This is a genomic window from Maribacter algicola (assembly GCF_003933245.1).
GTDB lineage: Bacteria > Bacteroidota > Bacteroidia > Flavobacteriales > Flavobacteriaceae > Maribacter > Maribacter algicola.
Window position 1 is genome coordinate 150,726 of sequence record NZ_QUSX01000003.1, and the last position, 18,682, is coordinate 169,407.

The following is an 18,682-nucleotide window of genomic DNA, read 5'->3' on the forward strand; positions in this document are numbered from 1 at the left end:
GCGTTATTTTTAGAAACAAAGATTACCATTTATGGAAAACAAAAGCATTAGATTCCCCAGAAAGGATTCAACACAATTCTTTAAAACCCTCAATGCAAGGGTAAACGATTACTTTAACAAAAATAAAATAAAGAAAACAGGAAACTGGAAACTCCATTTAAAGACGATAGTCATGTTTACCCTGTTTTTGGCTCCCTATTTTCTGATTTTGACCTTGGGACTTCCCAACTGGGCCAATATTCTACTTACCATTATCATGGGTATAGGCATGGCAGGTGTAGGCATGAACGTTATGCATGACGGCAATCATGGTTCCTACTCCAATAAGAAATGGGTAAACAAAATCATGGGCAGTAGTATTTACATTCTTGCCGGAAATGTCTATAACTGGCAGGTACAACACAATGTTTTGCACCATACTTACACCAACATCCACGAGCATGATGAGGATATGGAAGCTGGCAGGATTCTGCGTTTTTCAAAGCATGCCGAATGGAAAAAGTACCACAAATTTCAGCATTTCTATTCCGTATTCCTTTATGGATTGCTAACATTTAATTGGGCCATTACTACGGATTTTCAACAAATGTACAGGTACATGAAACGTAAACTGGCCTATGGTAAATTGCCAAGTGCCACCATAAACTGGAGTACATTGATCATCACCAAAATACTTTATGTTACCATATGGATCGTATTGCCCATGTTGGTTTTGGATATAGCTTGGTGGAAAATCCTCATTGGATTCTTTTTGATGCATTATGTTGCCGGTGTAATTCTGAGCGTGGTGTTCCAATTGGCACATATTGTTGACCACGCAGAAACACCCCTTCCTGATGAAAGCGGAACGATGAAAAATACTTGGGCAATCCATCAACTATTCACCACGGTAAATTTTGGTACCAAGAATAGAATCGTAAATTGGTTTACAGGAGGTTTGAACCATCAAGTTGAACATCACATATTTCCAAACATCAGTCACATCCATTACACAAAAATTTCAAAAATTGTGAAACAGACTGCGAAAGAATTTAATTTACCGTATCACGAATATAAAACTACTAGAAAAGCTATAATTTCGCACTTCAAACACCTAAAGGAGTTAGGTAAACAGCCTACTTTACAGTACTAGTAATTTTATACATATGAGCAATCAACTTTCGGACAGGATAAACAGCCTTACTCCTTCCGCAACATTGGAAATGGCCGCAAAAGCCCGAGAGCTAAAAACGGCGGGTAAGGATATTATTGGTTTAAGTTTGGGCGAACCGGACTTCAACACCCCGGATTATATCAAAGACGCGGCGATCCAGGCAATCAATGACAACTATAGTGCCTATACGCCGGTCGACGGGTACGCAGAGTTAAAAAGTGCCATCATCACAAAATTCAAAAGGGACAACAATTTAACCTATGACCCCTCCCAAATTGTAGTCTCAACGGGGGCCAAGCAATCACTTTATAACGTTGCCCAGGCCATGATAAATGAAGGGGATGAAGTTATTTTACCCTGCCCCTATTGGGTTAGTTATGCGGATATTGTCCAACTGGCAGATGGTGTACCAGTAGAGGTGCCCACCACCTTGGAGAACGATTTTAAAATGACTCCTCAAGAATTGGAAGCTGCCATTACACCAAAAACAAAAATGCTTTGGTATAGTTCTCCCTGCAACCCAAGTGGTTCTATTTATAGCAAGGAAGAATTAAGGGCATTGGCGGATGTGCTTCAGAAGTATCCACAAATCATTGTGGTCAGTGACGAAATTTACGAGCACATTAATTACGGTGTCACCAAACATGCCTCTATGGCCGAGTTTGAGGATATGTACGACCGAACAGTTACCGTAAACGGAGTAGCAAAGGCATTCGCCATGACTGGATGGAGGATTGGTTATATTGGCGCACCTACCTACATTGCCAGGGCATGTAACAAATTACAGGGTCAAGTAACTAGCGGTGCCAATTGTATTGCACAACGAGCGGTCATCACGGCCTTAGAAGAGTCCCCGGACCGTATCCAGTACATGGTGGATGAATTCAAGAAGCGCAGAAAGCTGATTTTGGATTTGCTGAACGATATCCCAGGATTTAAATGCAATGAACCGCAAGGTGCCTTTTATGTATATCCCGATGTCACAGCGTATTTTGGAAAAACCTTGAACGGTACAAAAATCAACAATGCATCTGATTTTGCCATGTACTTGTTGGAACATGCCAACGTAGCCACGGTGACAGGCGATGCCTTTGGCAATGGAAACTGCATCAGGATTTCTTATGCGGCTTCGGTCAAGGAAATCGAGCAAGCCATGGCCAGAATTAAGAAATCGCTTTTATAAATCGATTTAGGATATTTACAAAAAATCCCACAATTCACTTTGTGGGATTTTTCTTTTCAAAATATTTAGTTAACTGTTTATGTCCTTTTCCAAAAATAGGGATTCAATAAAATCAGAACGGTAAACAGTTCAAGCCTTCCGGCCAACATCAAAAACCCGCACCACCACTTGGCCAAAGCAGGTAAACTATTGAAATTACTCACCGGATTTAAACTGCCCAATGCAGGCCCAACGTTACCTAATGAGGATGCCGCTCCACCCACGGCCGACTCAAAATCGAGACCAAGCATACCCAGAACGAGCGCCCCGATGATAAAGAGCAACATGTATAGCACAAAGAAGCCTATAATATTATAAACTATCTTCTCTTTCACGGTTTTATTGTTATAGCGTACAGGTATAATAGCGTTACTGTGTAAGGTTCTTTTGAACTCTAAAAGTCCGTTCTTGATTATCAAGAGGTGTCGCATGATCTTTATACCGCCCGATGTAGAACCCGCCGAGCCCCCCATGAAAAACAATCCAAAAAAGAAAATGGTCAAAAAAGGTGTCCATTGGGTAAAGTCGGCACTTACAAATCCCGTTGTGGTAATTACAGAAATTACCTGAAAGGTGGCATGCCTAAAAGAACTTTCAGCTTTCCCAAGGACCATAGGATATCCTGGTGTTTCTTGGGTAATATTGGCCTGAAAATAGATAACCCCGGCCACGACAATGGAAAATATCACAATGGCTAGGGAATAATATTTCCATTCCTCATCCTTCAAAATGCGTTGTACCTTTCCCTTAAAGGCAAAATAGCTCATCACAAAATTGCTTCCCGCCAAAAACATAAACACGATGATTATATACTGTATTAAGGGCTGGTCGTTCCAATAGGCTATACTGGCATTCTTTGTGGAGAAACCCCCGGTGGAAAGGGTAGCCAAGGCATGGTTAATGGCATCAAAAAATGACATTCCCGCCAACTTTAACAGAATGGTTTCAGCTATGGTATATCCCAAGTAAATCAACCATAAACGCTTGGCTGTATCCGTAATACGGGGGTGTAATTTGTCCGCACTGGGTCCGGGTGCTTCAGCTGAAAACAATTGCATACCACCAATACCCAGAAGAGGTAAAATAGCTATGGCCAGAACGATGATTCCCATCCCGCCTATCCAATGCGTAAGGCTTCGCCAAAAAAGGATACCCTCGGGCATGGATTCAATATCATCCATAATGGATGCACCTGTGGTCGTATATCCTGAAACCGTTTCAAAGAAGGCATTGGTAATATCCGGTACAGCTCCGGAAAAAATATAGGGAAGTGTTCCTGAAATTGACATGACCAACCATCCAAAGGTAACGATGATATAGCCTTCCTTTTGTTTGACCTCTTTTCTATGGCCCCTGGTGTAGTACATGGCAAAGACACCTGCAAACATGGTCGCTACCGATGCTAAAGTTATACTTAGCGTTGCACCATCCTCATAAATGCCACTTACCAAGGCAGCCAATAGCATAAAGCCACCGTTACAAAGAAGCAGCAGCCCCATTAGATGAAAAATGATTCTAGAATTCAAGCGCATGCTATAGGAACATTCGTTCTATTTTAGGAATCTGTTCAGGATGACAGCAAACAACTACCCTATCCCCTTCCTTGATCATAAAACCACCCAAGGCTATGATTCCTTCACCATCCCTTACTACACCTCCAATGGTCGCGTTTTTTGGAAAGTTCAAATCCCTAATGGTAGATCCCGTTACCTTGGAATTCTTTTTTACTATAAATTCCAAAATTTCAGCATTTAGATTATTCAAACGCATTAAGGCCACTACTTCACCCTTACGTATATGCCGGAAAATATTGTTGGCCGCCAAAAGTTTTTTGTTAATCAATGTATCAATTCCAATGGAATGGGACAATTGAAAATAATCCATGTTCTCCACCAAGGCGATTGTTTTCTTGATATGTTTGGATTTAGCCACCAAACAGGACATGATATTAGTCTCTGAATTCCCGGTAACCGCTATAAAAGCATCCATGGATTCCAAACTTTCCTCGTCCAACAACTCTACATTTCTACCATCACCGTTAATGACCAGTGCATTGGGAAGATCATCGGCCAAATCAAAGGCCTTTTCCTTATTCTTCTCTATCAATTTTACGTTGAAACGTCTGGAGCATAGATCCCGGGCCGTTTTATAACCAACTTTACTCCCGCCAAGAATCATAACGTTTTTAATATCCTCCTTCTTCTTACCTGTGAGTTTATAAAGCTCGTCCACCCCTTCCTTGACAGTGATAAAATAAACCTGGTCCCCTTCCTTGAAATAGGTATCACCACGGGGTATGACGGTATACTGGGTTCCCAATCGTTGAAGCGCAATGGGCATAAAGTGCAACTCCGGGAATACCTTGGCCGCCTCCTTTACCATTTTCCCAACGAAGGGGGCCGATTTTGGTAGGGAAACACCTACCATTATCAACTCACCTTCCTCAAATTCATATGTATCGTTAAATGCAGATTTGTTCAGTAATAGCTGTATTTCCGTAGCGGCAAGTTCTTCGGGGGAAATTAGTTCATCTATGCCGAGTTCAGAAAATTTTAGCAATTCTTTATTATCTATAAATTCCGTATTGGAGATTCTGGCGATAGTCCGTTTGCACCCCAGTTGTTTTGCCAACATACACAAGGTCAAATTAGTGGTCTCGGAAGAAGTTACACCAATAACGAGTTCGGAATCCTGAACCGAAGCATCCTTTAAAATGGAAATAGACGTGGCATCCCCTCTTAGCACCCTAATGTCCAAGTGGTTGTCCGCATACGCCAGACTTTCCTTATCGGTATCGATTAACGTAATATTCTGGGATTCGTACGATAGTAATTTCGCCAAATGAAATCCAACTTCACCAGCTCCGGCAATTATTATTTTCATTTAAAATCTTAAGCTAGCCTAACCGGAAACTATTAATTGGTTCCAGATTCCAACCTTCTTAGATCGGCAGCTATGTTTTACAAGTAAGTAAATTGATGGGTACAAAATTACATAATTTTATGAGCTTTCAATTTATTTTCAAGCTTTTAAGAAGGATTTGATCGTTTAATGAATGTGCCAAAATTTCATGGAACCTTCTTCTATATCGTATCTTTGCCAAAAATTTTGCAGATGGCAAAAAGAGTTACCCCATATAAGGACTCCAACTTGGGAAAAAAGGAGCAGGTCACCAAAATGTTCGATACCATTTCTACGGATTATGATGGCCTTAATCGCGTTATATCCTTTGGTATTGATATCAAATGGAGAAAAAAAGTTGTCACCATCCTAAAGGAGGAATCGCCCAATACTATTTTGGATATTGCAACCGGTACTGGGGATTTGGCGATCGCCATGGTAAAAACAGGGGCAGAAAAAATTGTAGGTCTGGATATTTCCCCGGGAATGCTATCCGTAGGCGAAAAAAAAATAAAAGAAAAAAACCTGTCCCCTATTATTGAAATGGTTGTTGGTGATAGTGAAAATCTTGAATTCGAATCCAATTCCTTTGATGCCGTCACAGTTTCTTTTGGTGTTCGAAACTTTGAAAATCTTGAAAAAGGTCTAGAGGAGATACTCCGTGTTTTAAGACCTGGAGGGACATTGGTCATTCTAGAAACTTCGGTCCCCACAAAAACCCCTTACAAACAAGGATACGGCATCTACACCAAATACATGCTTCCCCTGATAGGAAAATTGTTTTCAAAGGACAATTCTGCGTACGGCTACCTCAGCGAATCTGCCGCTGCGTTTCCCCATGGCGAAAACTTCAACAATATTTTGCGGGAAATCGGGTTTATAGATGTAGCGAACAAACCTCAAACTTTTGGCGTATCCACTATTTACGTAGCCAAAAAACAAGGGTAGCACAACGACTGACATTTTAGTAAATGAAGAATTTGTTTTTCACATGTTTGGGAGTATTGTTATTCACCCCGTCCCTATTTGGTCAATTCAACGAAAACCCCGTTTTAAATAAGGAGAACGAGGACAAAAAATTTCTTAACTGGGGTTATTTTTTGGGCCTAAACCAGTATGATTTCAAGTTTGAATATAAGGACGATTTGGGATTTGATCCCAACGGCAAAGATTTGACCACGGTACAGGTAGCCAAATCTTTAGGTTTTAATGTGGGTTTGATCGGAGAAATGCGGATCAATGAATTCCTTGATGTACGGTTGGAGCCCGGCCTTCATTACACATCAAGACTCCTGGGTTTTCCTTCTCCCTTATTGGAGGAGGATAGGGATGCTTTAAGGGAAGTAAAATCCACCTATATAAATTTCCCCTTGTTACTAAAGGTAAGTACCAAGAGACTGGGCAACTGGAAACCTTTTTTAATAGGCGGAGGTTCCATGTCGTTGAATTTAGGAAGCAATGAAGCGAGCTTGGACGATAATCTGTCGAACACCTTTAGAATGACGAAATGGGTCTATAACTACGAATTGGGCTTTGGCATCGATTTCTATTTAGAATATTTTAAATTCAGTCCGTCCATTAGAGGGGTTTTTGCCCTGACCGATGAATTAATAAGGGACAACGATCCAAATAGTCCATGGACGGGGAACATAGACTCCATGAAATCCAGGGGCATATTTATCAATTTCACCTTTGAATAGACGTACCTAAGCTTACCCCCTACGTTTGATTTCATTCAAAAATATGGCAGTGGCAGTGGCCACGTTCAAGCTTTCCGTTGTTTTTTTCCCAAACTGGGGAATACTTATTTCATGGTTACAAAGACTTCGGATAGGTTCAGAAATGCCGTTACCTTCATTCCCCATGATCAGAATGCCCTTTTCGGGCAGCTTTGTTTTATGGATATTTTCCCCTTCCATAAAGGTGCCAAAAACAGGCACTTCGGCTGATTTTAAAAATTCGGCCAGGTCCATGTAAAAAATGTTGACACGGACGATGGAGCCCATTGTCGCCTGCAAGACCTTTGGGTTGTAACAATCTACGGTTTCCTTGGAACAAATGATGTTTTCAATCCCAAACCAGTCGCACAACCTAATGATAGTGCCCAAATTTCCAGGATCTTGAACATCATCTAGAACAAGGGTCCAGCCGTCCATATCTAAACTGGGTATAGATTTTTTATAGAAAACCCCCAGAACACCGTTTGGATTTTTTAGGCTACTGACCTGTTTTAGTTCCTTCATGGAAATAGCTTGCACCTGTGAAGCCCACGAACCCCTCAATTTTTGGTCCATGGAGTACAGTTTAAAAACTTCAAACCCGGACTCCAGCAATTCTTCCACGGCCTTTTTGCCTTCCATAACAAAGAGGCCTTTTTCATTTCGGTATTTTTTTTGCTGTAGGTTTTTTATAAGTTTCAATTCACTTTTTACAACCATTCAAATGATGTATTTTTGATTTCTATGAAGACCGTAGCATGCTATAAAAACTACATAGCTAAAATAAGCTTAATCTTGCTACTGGCAATAGGTATTACCTCCTGCAATTCTCTAAAAAAAGTTGAGGAAAATGAGTATTTGATAGTTAAAAATACCATTTTGGTCGATTCTGTAAAGGTGAACAACGAGGACCTTCAAAGTCTTATTTATCAAAAGACCAACACCGCTATTTTAGGGTATCCTTTGCGGCTCAATCTGTTTAATTTGGCAAAGGAGAATCCAGATTCCTTATACCAAGCATGGCTCAATAAAAAACCCAAAAGAAAGGAAAGACTCGAAAAAATTCTTTCGGAAAAACAGGTAGATAGGCTGGGAGAATCCTTTTTGGTCAAAGGTCTGAGCGTTTGGTTAAAGGATGTGGGAGAAGCTCCCGTTATTTTGGACACAACACAAACCAGAAAAAGCCTGGAAAGGTTAAGTGCTTTTTATAACAGTAAAGGATATTTCAATAATAGGACTACATATACCATTGATACCACCAACAGAAAAAGAAAGGCTGCAATTGATTACCGCATAAGCTTGGGCAGACCTTATTATATTGATTCCCTTTCAAACGACATTTCCTCTAAGGCAATCGATTCTCTTTATTTTTTGCATGCCGATGCTTCCCTTGTTAAAAAAGGGGAACAATTCGATTTGAACAATTTTACATTGGAAAGGGAAAGGCTAACTGCCATTTTCAGGAACAGTGGGATTCGCAACTTTCAAGAGAGTTCGATCACATTTGATATCGAAAGGGATACAGTAAGGGCTTCGGACGACCAAAAAATGAATATTAATTTGAATATTGGGGATTTAAGAAGACGGGGCGAAAATCAGGTTACTATTTCGGATTATAAGGTCGAGAAAATCAACAAAATTAATGTGTATACCAATTTTTTATCAAATACCGACTTGGCTACGCTGGATTCCGTTCAATACAAGGACCTGAATATTTACTACTCGGGAAAATTTAAAATCAAACCAAAGACTTTGGCCGATGCCATTTTCTTTGAAAAGGATAGTATTTACAGGGACCTGGACAAGATCAGGACTTCAAGGCAGCTGAACAGCCTGAACATTTTTAAGTACCCCAATATTATCTTTGAGGAGGACAGCGTCCCAAACTTGGTGAACACCAACATATACCTAGCCCCAAAATCCAAATATTCCCTAGGAACGAATTTTGAGGTAAGTAGGTCCAATTTACGTAGGATCGGTGTAGGTATAGGTGCATCCCTTTTAATTCGTAATATTTTTAAGGGAGCGGAGAATTTGAGCATCTCTGCAGATGGTACCTTCGGCCTTTTAAGTACGGATATTTTCCCAGATGATTTTTTCTCGGAAATAGGTGGGGATATCTCCCTTGATTTTCCAAGAATTTGGTTTCCCTTCATAAACACGTCCAACATCATACCCAACTATACCTTACCAAAAACAAGGGTAGCCATTGGAACCAGTTTTCAAAAAAACATTGGATTGGACAAACAGACCTTCAACACCGTTTTGGGTTATAATTGGTCCCCAAACGATTTTAAAAAACACGCCGTTGAGTTATTGAATATTCAATTTGTTAGAAACGTCAATAGAAACAGATTTTTCAGCGTCTACAGAACCACTTACGACCAATTGGATGCCCTTGCGGATGACTACGACGGTTATCTGGACCCAAACGATCCAACGGATTCCGCGCAGGTTTTTCCAGAACTGGAGCCGTTATTTGAGACCGTGGAAGGTTCACAAAATCCAAGACTGTTGGTTCCTGATGACAATCCGGATACCCCAGATGGAACTACCGGGTTTACACAGGCCATTCTCAACGGAACCGTTTCGCCAATTACTACCGAAACACTTAGGCAAGTTAGCAGAATAGAGGAACGCAGGCAGCGCCTAACGGAGAACAACCTCATTTTTACAACCAATTATACCTTCAATAAAAACAACCGTAACGGTATCCTTGACAACAATTTTTATCAATTCAGATTCAAGATAGAAAGTGCCGGAAACCTTCTTTCTGGCTTTTCCAACATTGTACCTTTTAACGAAAATGAGGATGGACAACTCCTTGTTTTTAACGTGCCCTTTTCCCAATACATAAAAACGGAGTTTGATTATGTCAAGTATTGGGACCTGTCCAGATCCAATGTGTTGGCCGCACGAAGCTTTTTTGGCATCGCCATTCCGTATGGAAATTCCAATAACATTCCTTTTGTTCGCAGTTACTTTGCAGGAGGTTCAAACGACAATAGGGCCTGGTTTCCATATTCCCTGGGTCCTGGAAGGACTTCGGCCCTGAACGACTTTAATGAAGCAAATTTAAAACTGGCCTTAAACCTCGAGTACCGATTTCCTTTGTTCGGTGATTTGAACGGTGCCGTTTTTGCCGATGCCGGTAATATTTGGAACGTCTTTGATGATGTACAAAACAGGGATGCTACCTTCAACGGTCTTGAATCCTTAAAGGATATTGCCTTGGGATCGGGCTTTGGCCTGCGATATGATTTTACCTACTTTTTGTTTCGGTTGGACCTTGGTTTTAAAACCTATAATCCAGCAGAAATTCCTTCCAAAAGATGGTTCAGGGATTACAATTTCGCGAATTCCGTACTGCAAATTGGTATAAACTATCCCTTTTAAGTATAATTGTTTTATTACTTTTGTTGCACAACATTAGAAACTAATTAGACCCACAAAAATTATGGCCCACAATATTAAACCGGGAGTAGCTACCGGAGATCAGGTACAGGAAATTTTTAAGTACGCAAAAGAAAAAGGTTTTGCATTGCCGGCGGTAAACGTCATAGGTTCCAACACCATTAACGGTGTGCTCGAAACCGCTGCAAGCTTAAAGGCACCGGTCATCATCCAATTCTCAAATGGAGGTGCACAGTTCAATGCTGGAAAAGGACTTTCCAATGAAGGACAGAATGCCGCGATTTTAGGTGCTGTAGCAGGTGCAAAACACGTTCATCAGTTGGCGGAGGCCTACGGTGCCACGGTAATCTTGCATACGGACCATTGTGCCAAAAAACTGCTTCCTTGGATAGATGGATTGTTGGATGCCAGTGAAAAGCATTATGCCGAAACAGGTAAATCCCTGTTCAGCTCGCACATGATCGATTTATCAGAAGAGCCTTTGGAGGAGAATATAGAAATTTGTAAAGGATATCTTGAGCGCATGAGCAAAATGGGTATGACATTGGAGATAGAATTGGGTATCACAGGAGGAGAGGAAGATGGAGTGGACAATTCTGATGTGGACGATTCAAAATTATATACCCAGCCTGAGGAAGTCGCTTATGCCTATGAGGAGCTTTCCAAAGTAAGCCACAGATTTACCATTGCCGCCGCTTTTGGAAATGTTCATGGCGTATACAAACCAGGTAATGTGAAACTTACACCAAAAATCCTTAAAAATTCTCAGGAATTTATTTCTAAAAAATACGGCGTTGGGCACAATCATATCGATTTTGTATTCCACGGTGGATCCGGTTCTTCGGTTGAAGAGATTAGGGAAGGTATCAGCTATGGTGTCATAAAGATGAATATCGATACCGATTTACAATATGCCTTTTTAGCGGGTGTACGGGACTATGTACAGGATAACAAGGATTATTTACAGTCCCAGATCGGAAATCCTAAGGGAGCCGATGAACCAAATAAAAAGTTTTATGACCCAAGGGTTTGGTTGAGACAGGGTGAAACTACCTTTGTAGAGCGATTAAAGAAGGCCTTTGAGGACCTCAATAATGTGAACACACTGTAATAATTCTGTCGATAACGTTTTAAATGGAAGACATGACGGCTTGGTTTAAAAGAAAGGAAAAAGGAATCCAGACTTCTACGGAACAGAAAAAGGACACTCCAAGAGGGCTTTGGTACAAATCCCCTACAGGTAAGATTGTAGAATCAGAGGACCTTGCCAAAAACTTTTATGTTAGTCCGGAAGATGATTACCACGTTCGAATAGGGAGCAAGGAGTATTTCCAGATCCTGTTTGACGACAATAAGTTCACGGAACTTGACGCCAAACTTTCTTCGAAGGACCCTTTAAAGTTTGAGGACACCAAAAAATATGCGGACCGTTTAAAGGCCGCCCAGAAAAAAACCGGTCTTACCGATGCGGTACGTACGGGTTTTGGAAAATCATTGGGAAAGGATATTGTAATCTGTTGTATGGATTTTGCCTTTATTGGCGGATCCATGGGTAGTGTGGTAGGTGAAAAAATTGCTAGGGGTATCGATCATGCCATTAAGAAAAAGGTGCCTTTTGTAATGATCTCTAAATCTGGGGGAGCAAGGATGATGGAAGCGGCATTATCCTTAATGCAGTTGGCAAAAACCTCTGCAAAATTGGCCCAATTGGCGGATGCAGGCTTGCCTTATATATCTTTATGTACAGACCCAACTACGGGCGGCACCACGGCTTCCTACGCAATGTTGGGCGATATTAATATAGCGGAACCCGGAGCCTTGATAGGTTTTGCAGGACCAAGGGTGGTAAAGGATACCACGGGGAAAGATTTACCTGATGGTTTCCAGTCGGCCGAATTTGTGTTGGAACATGGCTTTTTGGATTTTATATCGCACCGAAAGGACTTGAAAAAGAATATCAACCTTTATATCGATTTAATTCAAAATCAACCCATCCGGAAGGCAAAGGCCTAAGCTTAATAAAAATCTTCGTAGGATAACGAAAAAAGATATATCTTTGCGCCCTGATTGAAAATCAATCGGATACATAAAAATCATTTAAAATAATATTGGAATGTATTTAACCAAGGAAATAAAAGCCGACATTTTTAAAAAGCATGGCGGCAAAGCGGAGAACACAGGTTCTACCGAAGGACAAATAGCTTTGTTCACACACCGTATCAACCATTTGACCGGTCACCTTAAACAAAATCACAAAGATTATAACACAGAAAGATCTTTGGTGAAATTGGTAGGTAAACGTAGAAGTTTATTGGATTATCTTAAAAAGAAAGATATTGTAAAATACAGGGAGCTTATCAAAGAGCTTGGTATTAGAAAATAAATTGGAAAAGGGGATGGTTGACCATCCCCTTTTTTCAAAAATAGGCTCCAAGTCTAAGGAGTAAAAACAGGCACACACAAAAAGCTACACACAGTTTTTCATTGGTCCACACAACAACACAACAACTCCGACCATAAAAAATGTCGGAAAGACCATTGTTTAACAAACCTGAACGCATCAGGTTTTAATCAAATTTTATGATTCCAAAAGTATTTAGAGAGGTCATTGACCTTGGTGACGGTAGGGAGATTTCTATCGAAACCGGAAAATTGGCAAAACAAGCCCATGGTTCTGTAGTCGTTCAATCTGGAAAATGTATGTTATTATGTACCGTCGTTTCCAACTACAAACAAAGTGACGTGGATTTTCTTCCACTAACAGTAGACTACCGCGAAAAATTTGCCGCTGCAGGACGTTACCCTGGTGGTTTTTTCAAAAGAGAAGCCCGTCCCAGCGATGGTGAAGTTTTGACCATGCGTTTAGTGGATCGTGTATTGCGACCATTATTCCCAAAAGATTATCATTCAGAAACCCAGGTAATGATTCAATTGATGTCCCATGATGAGGACGTGATGCCTGATGCAATGGCAGGTTTGGCGGCATCAGCGGCCATCCAATTATCGGACTTCCCTTTTGAATGTCCCATTTCAGAAGTAAGGGTAGCAAGGGTGAACGGTGAGTTCGTTATAAACCCATCGTTTGCGCAACTGAAAGAATCCGATATCGATATGGTCATCGGTGCATCGGAAGACTCCGTGATGATGGTTGAAGGTGAAATGGATGAAATTTCCGAGGAGGAAATGACAGAGGCCATCAAATTCGCACATGAAGCCATCAAGGTTCAATGTGCCGCTCAAGTACGGTTGGCCGAAGCCTTCGGAAAAAAAGAAGTACGTGAATATGAGCCGGAAAGAGAAGATGAGGATTTAGCTAAAAAAGTTCACGCACTTACCTACGATAAGGTATATGAAATTGCCAAAGCCGGTTCTGCAAAGCACGAAAGAAGTGCGGCCTTTGATGCCATAAAGGAAGAAGTTATCGCTTCATTTTCCGAAGAGGAACAAGAAGAATATGGTGGATTGATCTCCAAATATTTCTACAAGGCAGAAAAAAATGCAGTAAGAGACCTTACCTTAAACGAAGGCTTACGTTTGGATGGTAGAAAGACCACTGATATTCGTCCAATTTGGTGTGAGGTGGATTATTTACCTTCTACACATGGTTCCGCTATCTTTACACGAGGTGAAACCCAGGCATTGGCTACTGTAACCTTAGGTACTTCAAGAGACGCCAACCAAATAGATATGCCTTCTCAAGAAGGGGAAGAGCGTTTCTACCTTCACTATAACTTCCCTCCATTTTCAACAGGGGAAGCCAGACCTATTCGTGGAACATCCAGAAGGGAAGTCGGTCATGGTAACTTGGCCCAAAGAGCCTTAAAAGGTATGGTTCCTGAAGACTGTCCTTACACAGTAAGGGTCGTATCTGAAGTGTTGGAGTCTAACGGTTCCTCTTCCATGGCAACCGTATGTTCCGGTACTATGGCCTTAATGGATGCCGGTGTTCAATTAAAAAAACCGGTTTCCGGTATCGCTATGGGATTGATTACCGATACGGAATCTGGCAAATATGCCGTGCTTTCGGATATTTTGGGAGATGAAGATCACTTGGGCGATATGGACTTTAAAGTTACTGGTACTGCAGACGGTATTACAGCATGCCAAATGGATATCAAGGTAAAGGGACTTTCTTATGAAATCTTGGTCAAAGCCTTAAAACAAGCACGTGACGGACGTTTACATATTTTGGAAAAATTGGTCGAGACCATTGAGGCACCAAGAGCGGATGTGAAACCGCATGCTCCTAAGATGGTCACCCGTATCATTCCTAACGAATTTATCGGGGCCTTGATCGGACCGGGAGGTAAAGTCATTCAAGAACTGCAAAAAGAAACCAAAACAACCATTGTTATCAATGAGGATCCTGTTACAGAAGAGGGTATCGTTGAAATCTTGGGAACAGATCAAGCGGGAATCGATGCCGTCTTGGCAAAAATCGATTCGCTGATGTTCAAGCCTGAAGTAGGTAGCGTTTATGAAGTGAAGGTAATTAAAATGTTGGATTTTGGCGCCGTTGTTGAATATATGGATGCTCCTGGAAACGAAGTGCTTCTTCACGTATCCGAATTGGCTTGGGAACGTACAGAGAATGTGTCCGATGTAGTGAACATGGGAGATGTCTTTGATGTGAAATATTTTGGACTCGACCCTAGAACTAAAAAGGACAAGGTTTCTCGCAAGGCACTCTTACCTAAACCGGAAGGCTATAAGGAAAGACCCCCACGTGAAAATAATGATAATAGACGTAGGGACGATCGTCGTGGAAACGACAGAAACCGCGATCGCGATAGAAAACCAAGAAGGGACTAATTCCCATTCTTTTAAATGTAAAAAGCCCCAACAAATATTTTTTGGGGCTTTTTTTATTCATTTTATCGATTAATTGAACTTTTTTATACCCAATTGTAACATTCTATAAAAATCTACGTATAAGTATATGCAGTCTATGCAAATTGAACTTAATTTATTTTAATGAGACAGCTTAAGATTACAAAACAGGTCACCAATAGAGAGACCGCATCCTTGGACAAGTACTTGCAAGAAATTGGAAAAGTAGACTTGATTACCGCTGATGAAGAAGTAGAGTTGGCACAACGCATCAAGGCAGGCGACCAGATCGCTCTTGAAAAACTAACAAAGGCCAACCTTAGATTCGTGGTATCGGTTGCAAAGCAGTACCAAAACCAAGGGCTTACTTTACCGGATTTGATCAACGAGGGCAACCTTGGTCTGATCAAAGCTGCACAGCGTTTTGACGAAACGCGGGGATTTAAGTTTATCTCCTACGCCGTATGGTGGATTCGTCAATCTATATTACAAGCATTGGCAGAACAGTCTCGTATCGTTCGTTTGCCACTGAACAAAATTGGATCTATAAACAAGATCAACAAAACCTTTGCTTTCTTGGAGCAAGCGCATGAGCGGGTTCCTTCGGCAGAGGAAATTGCCAAGGAATTGGACATGACCGTGGAAGATGTAAAGCAATCCTTGAAAAACTCGGGTCGTCACGTATCCATGGATGCTCCTTTGATCGATGGAGAGGATTCCAACCTCTACGATGTATTGCGTAGTGGGGAATCTCCAAACCCTGACAAGGAATTACTTCACGAGTCGCTTCGTACAGAAATTGAACGCGCATTGGAAACCTTGACTCCCAGGGAAGCCGATGTTATTAGGCTTTATTTTGGACTTGCAGGCCAACATTCTATGACCTTGGAGGAAATAGGTGAAACATTTGATTTAACCAGAGAAAGAGTTAGACAAATTAAAGAAAAGGCCATTCGTAGGTTAAAACACACTTCTAGAAGTAAGATATTAAAGACATATCTGGGTTAATAGTATAAATTACACGTTAAAGATTCCCTAAATTGGAAATTTGGCATATAAGTTGTAATTTTAAGGTTACAAACAGTTTATCATGACTGTTCGTTTTTTGATTGATGAATAAACTCCGGCTGATTACCGGAGTTTTTTCATTTTATACTTTCCATAAAAATTTAAGTAAAACAGATATTTCATTGTATTAGCGATTTGAATAACTTTCTTATATTGACATGAAGTACAACACTTATGAAGTTATTTTCAATTCTTCTAATTTCAACTGTATTGATTTTTTCCTGTAATACAAAAATCGATTTAAAGAACTACGACTCCTACCCTACTGCCACTGATAAAAACCTTTGGCCGCTCTATACCAAAGATGCTACCGAGTTCAATCTATGGGCACCAACGGCCAAAGAAGTAATAATCCATTTATATGAGAATGGTAATGACTCCCCAGTATTGGAAAGTTTTACCTTGAAAGAATCTGAAAATGGTGTATGGAAAAAGGTTGTAAATGGGGACATGAATGGCACGTATTATACCTTTCAAGTAAAAACAGATACGGGATGGTTATCTGAAACTCCCGGTATATATGCCCAAGCGGTTGGTGTCAACGGAAACAGGGCAATGATACTTAATTTGGCAACTACGAACCCGCAAGGATGGGAAAAAGACCACGGGCCTCATCTGGAATCGCCCAATAAAGCCATTATCTATGAACTCCATGTACGGGACATGACCCTACATCCACAATCGGGAGCACAATATAAAGGCAAATTTCTCGGGTTGGTGGAACAGGGCACAATGGGGCCAGGGAATATAAAAACGGGTATCGATCATCTGAAGGAACTCGGCATCACCCATGTGCATTTACTACCTTCCTTTGACCATTACTCCATTGACGAAACTCGGTTGGAGACACCTCAATTTAATTGGGGCTACGACCCTAAAAACTATAACGTTCCGGAAGGTTCCTATGCCACGGATCCCTATGATGCAATGATCCGAATCAAGGAATTCAAACAAATGGTGAAATCCTTTCACGATAACGGTATCGGCGTGATTCTAGATGTTGTTTACAACCACACGGGCAAAACCGAGGAATCGCTGTTCAATCAGGAAGTACCCGGTTATTATTATCGGCACAACGAAGATGGCAGCAATTCAGATGCGGCCGGCTGCGGCAATGAAACTGCATCGGAAAGGACCATGATGCGAAAATTTATGCTGGAATCCCTATTATATTGGACAAAGGAATACCATATCGATGGTTTTCGGTTCGATTTAATGGGTATATATGATATTGAGACCATGAACGAAATCGCATCGGCCCTAAAAAAAGTAAATCCAGACATGCTCTTATATGGCGAAGGCTGGACTGCCAAGGAATCTCCGCTTCCAGAAAAAAAGAGGGTCCTAAAAAAACACATGCAACAACTCCCGGACATTGCTGCCTTTAGTGACGATATTCGGGACGGTTTAAAGGGTTCGGTCTTTGAAGATTTGGACACCGGTTTCGTAAATGGAGGAACCAAAAAAGAGGAATCCATAAAGTTTGGACTGGTGGGCGGCATCCAACATCCTCAAATCGATTATGAGGGTGTCAATTACTCCAAGGCCCCGTGGACAAATGCCCCTTGGCAATCCATTTCCTATACCTCCTGCCACGATAACCATACCTTATTTGACAAACTAAAAATTTCAAATCCAAAGGCGAGCTTTGAGGAATTAAGTGCCCTGCACAAACTGGCCAATGCCATTGTTTTAACGTCGCAAGGCACCCCCTTTTTACACGCAGGTGTTGAATTTTTAAGGTCGAAACAGAGCGAACATAACTCTTATAACCTACCGGATAGTATCAATCAAATCGATTGGAACTTGAAAAATATACACCAAGATGTCTTTACGTATTACCAAAATCTAATTCGTTTACGAAAGTCGCATCCGGCCTTCTCCATGCCCAATGCCAAGGCGGTCAAAGAAAACTTAAAATTTCAATTGGTAGCCGATGGCCTTATTTCATATACTCTGGAGAACTCGGCCAACGGCGACTCTTGGAAGGAGATTCTGGTCATTTACAATGCCAAAAAAGAAGCTTTTCGGTATCCATTGGAAGAAGCCTATAAATTGGCAGTATATAAGGATACGTTTGATTTCAGCGGCTCCAAAACCATTCAGGAATACATCGATGTTCCTCCCATATCCATGTTGGTAGCCTTTAAAGATTAAAATCAATGGAACAGAAAAACAACCCACTACATGGTGTAAAATTGGTCGATATCCTAGAACACCTTACACAAATTTACACCTGGGAAGAATTATGGAAAGAAATAAATATCAATTGCTTTAAGAACGACCCATCCATAAAATCTAGCCTTACCTTTCTTAGAAAAACACCTTGGGCCCGGAAAAAAGTTGAAAACCTCTATTTAAAAACCTTACGTTAAA

15 protein-coding genes are annotated in these 18,682 nt (G+C 41.0%); 12 read left to right on the forward strand and 3 right to left on the reverse strand.

Annotated features, from left to right (window positions below):
* The first annotated feature begins 31 nt into the window (after positions 1-31).
* Positions 32-1,132, forward strand: a complete 1,101-nt coding sequence (locus tag DZC72_RS15605) for a fatty acid desaturase family protein (protein ID WP_125223857.1) — start codon at positions 32-34, stop codon at positions 1,130-1,132.
* Positions 1,133-1,145: 13 nt separating this feature from the next.
* Complete coding sequence (locus DZC72_RS15610; RefSeq protein WP_125223858.1) at positions 1,146-2,336, forward strand: pyridoxal phosphate-dependent aminotransferase; 1,191 nt, start codon at positions 1,146-1,148, stop codon at positions 2,334-2,336.
* A gap of 77 nt (positions 2,337-2,413) precedes the next feature.
* Here DZC72_RS15610 and DZC72_RS15615 read toward each other — a convergent pair whose 3' ends face one another.
* Both DZC72_RS15615 and trkA read right to left on the reverse strand, forming a co-directional pair.
* Positions 2,414-3,907 (reverse strand): TrkH family potassium uptake protein, encoded by a 1,494-nt coding sequence (locus tag DZC72_RS15615; protein WP_125223859.1) that lies wholly within the window; start codon positions 3,905-3,907, stop codon positions 2,414-2,416.
* 1 nt (position 3,908) lies between these two features.
* Entirely contained in the window at positions 3,909-5,258 is a 1,350-nt protein-coding gene (gene trkA / locus DZC72_RS15620; RefSeq protein WP_125223860.1) for a Trk system potassium transporter TrkA, read from the reverse strand.
* 231 nt (positions 5,259-5,489) lie between these two features.
* Here trkA and ubiE point away from each other — a divergent pair, with 231 nt between their 5' ends.
* Both ubiE and porT read left to right on the forward strand, forming a co-directional pair.
* Complete coding sequence (gene ubiE / locus DZC72_RS15625) at positions 5,490-6,224, forward strand: bifunctional demethylmenaquinone methyltransferase/2-methoxy-6-polyprenyl-1,4-benzoquinol methylase UbiE (RefSeq protein WP_125223861.1); 735 nt, start codon at positions 5,490-5,492, stop codon at positions 6,222-6,224.
* A gap of 23 nt (positions 6,225-6,247) precedes the next feature.
* On the forward strand, positions 6,248-6,976 hold the full coding sequence (porT, locus tag DZC72_RS15630; RefSeq protein WP_125223862.1) for a type IX secretion/gliding motility protein PorT/SprT: 729 nt from the start codon (positions 6,248-6,250) through the stop codon (positions 6,974-6,976).
* A gap of 12 nt (positions 6,977-6,988) precedes the next feature.
* Here porT and DZC72_RS15635 read toward each other — a convergent pair whose 3' ends face one another.
* Positions 6,989-7,714, reverse strand: a complete 726-nt coding sequence (locus DZC72_RS15635; RefSeq protein ID WP_125223863.1) for a TrmH family RNA methyltransferase — start codon at positions 7,712-7,714, stop codon at positions 6,989-6,991.
* Positions 7,715-7,789: 75 nt separating this feature from the next.
* Between DZC72_RS15635 and tamL the strand changes: the two genes are divergently transcribed.
* The 8 genes from tamL to DZC72_RS15675 all read left to right on the forward strand — a co-directional run bounded on the left by tamL (position 7,790) and on the right by DZC72_RS15675 (position 18,681).
* Positions 7,790-10,390 carry a translocation and assembly module lipoprotein TamL gene (tamL, locus tag DZC72_RS15640; protein ID WP_317127165.1) on the forward strand — a complete coding sequence of 867 codons (2,601 nt, stop codon included), beginning with the start codon at positions 7,790-7,792 and terminating at the stop codon, positions 10,388-10,390.
* A gap of 61 nt (positions 10,391-10,451) precedes the next feature.
* Positions 10,452-11,519 (forward strand): class II fructose-bisphosphate aldolase, encoded by a 1,068-nt coding sequence (fbaA, locus tag DZC72_RS15645; RefSeq protein WP_125223865.1) that lies wholly within the window; start codon positions 10,452-10,454, stop codon positions 11,517-11,519.
* A 32-nt stretch (positions 11,520-11,551) separates the two neighbouring features.
* Entirely contained in the window at positions 11,552-12,421 is an 870-nt protein-coding gene (gene accD / locus DZC72_RS15650; protein ID WP_125223866.1) for an acetyl-CoA carboxylase, carboxyltransferase subunit beta, read from the forward strand.
* Between the two features lie 100 nt (positions 12,422-12,521).
* On the forward strand, positions 12,522-12,791 hold the full coding sequence (rpsO, locus tag DZC72_RS15655) for a 30S ribosomal protein S15 (RefSeq protein WP_094997796.1): 270 nt from the start codon (positions 12,522-12,524) through the stop codon (positions 12,789-12,791).
* Between the two features lie 197 nt (positions 12,792-12,988).
* Positions 12,989-15,220, forward strand: coding sequence for a polyribonucleotide nucleotidyltransferase (locus tag DZC72_RS15660; protein ID WP_125223867.1), 2,232 nt, complete (start codon positions 12,989-12,991; stop codon positions 15,218-15,220).
* Between the two features lie 162 nt (positions 15,221-15,382).
* Positions 15,383-16,246: a sigma-70 family RNA polymerase sigma factor gene (locus DZC72_RS15665; protein ID WP_073180565.1), complete on the forward strand. Its 864-nt coding sequence runs from the start codon at positions 15,383-15,385 to the stop codon at positions 16,244-16,246.
* Between the two features lie 234 nt (positions 16,247-16,480).
* Positions 16,481-18,463, forward strand: a complete 1,983-nt coding sequence (pulA, locus tag DZC72_RS15670; RefSeq protein ID WP_125223868.1) for a type I pullulanase — start codon at positions 16,481-16,483, stop codon at positions 18,461-18,463.
* Positions 18,464-18,468: 5 nt separating this feature from the next.
* Complete coding sequence (locus DZC72_RS15675) at positions 18,469-18,681, forward strand: VF530 family protein (RefSeq protein ID WP_125223869.1); 213 nt, start codon at positions 18,469-18,471, stop codon at positions 18,679-18,681.
* Position 18,682 lies beyond the last annotated feature (1 nt).

Bases quoted from the DNA above. Each gene is read 5' to 3' on its own strand.
- DZC72_RS15605 (WP_125223857.1), top strand. From the start codon at position 32: ATGGAAAACAAAAGCATTAGATTCCCCAGAAAGGATTCAACACAATTC.
- DZC72_RS15610 (WP_125223858.1), top strand. From the start codon at position 1,146: ATGAGCAATCAACTTTCGGACAGGATAAACAGCCTTACTCCTTCCGCA.
- DZC72_RS15615 (WP_125223859.1), bottom strand. From the start codon at position 3,907: ATGCGCTTGAATTCTAGAATCATTTTTCATCTAATGGGGCTGCTGCTT.
- trkA (WP_125223860.1), bottom strand. From the start codon at position 5,258: ATGAAAATAATAATTGCCGGAGCTGGTGAAGTTGGATTTCATTTGGCG.
- ubiE (WP_125223861.1), top strand. From the start codon at position 5,490: ATGGCAAAAAGAGTTACCCCATATAAGGACTCCAACTTGGGAAAAAAG.
- porT (WP_125223862.1), top strand. From the start codon at position 6,248: ATGAAGAATTTGTTTTTCACATGTTTGGGAGTATTGTTATTCACCCCG.
- DZC72_RS15635 (WP_125223863.1), bottom strand. From the start codon at position 7,714: ATGGTTGTAAAAAGTGAATTGAAACTTATAAAAAACCTACAGCAAAAA.
- fbaA (WP_125223865.1), top strand. From the start codon at position 10,452: ATGGCCCACAATATTAAACCGGGAGTAGCTACCGGAGATCAGGTACAG.
- accD (WP_125223866.1), top strand. From the start codon at position 11,552: ATGACGGCTTGGTTTAAAAGAAAGGAAAAAGGAATCCAGACTTCTACG.
- rpsO (WP_094997796.1), top strand. From the start codon at position 12,522: ATGTATTTAACCAAGGAAATAAAAGCCGACATTTTTAAAAAGCATGGC.
- DZC72_RS15660 (WP_125223867.1), top strand. From the start codon at position 12,989: ATGATTCCAAAAGTATTTAGAGAGGTCATTGACCTTGGTGACGGTAGG.
- DZC72_RS15665 (WP_073180565.1), top strand. From the start codon at position 15,383: ATGAGACAGCTTAAGATTACAAAACAGGTCACCAATAGAGAGACCGCA.
- pulA (WP_125223868.1), top strand. From the start codon at position 16,481: ATGAAGTTATTTTCAATTCTTCTAATTTCAACTGTATTGATTTTTTCC.
- DZC72_RS15675 (WP_125223869.1), top strand. From the start codon at position 18,469: ATGGAACAGAAAAACAACCCACTACATGGTGTAAAATTGGTCGATATC.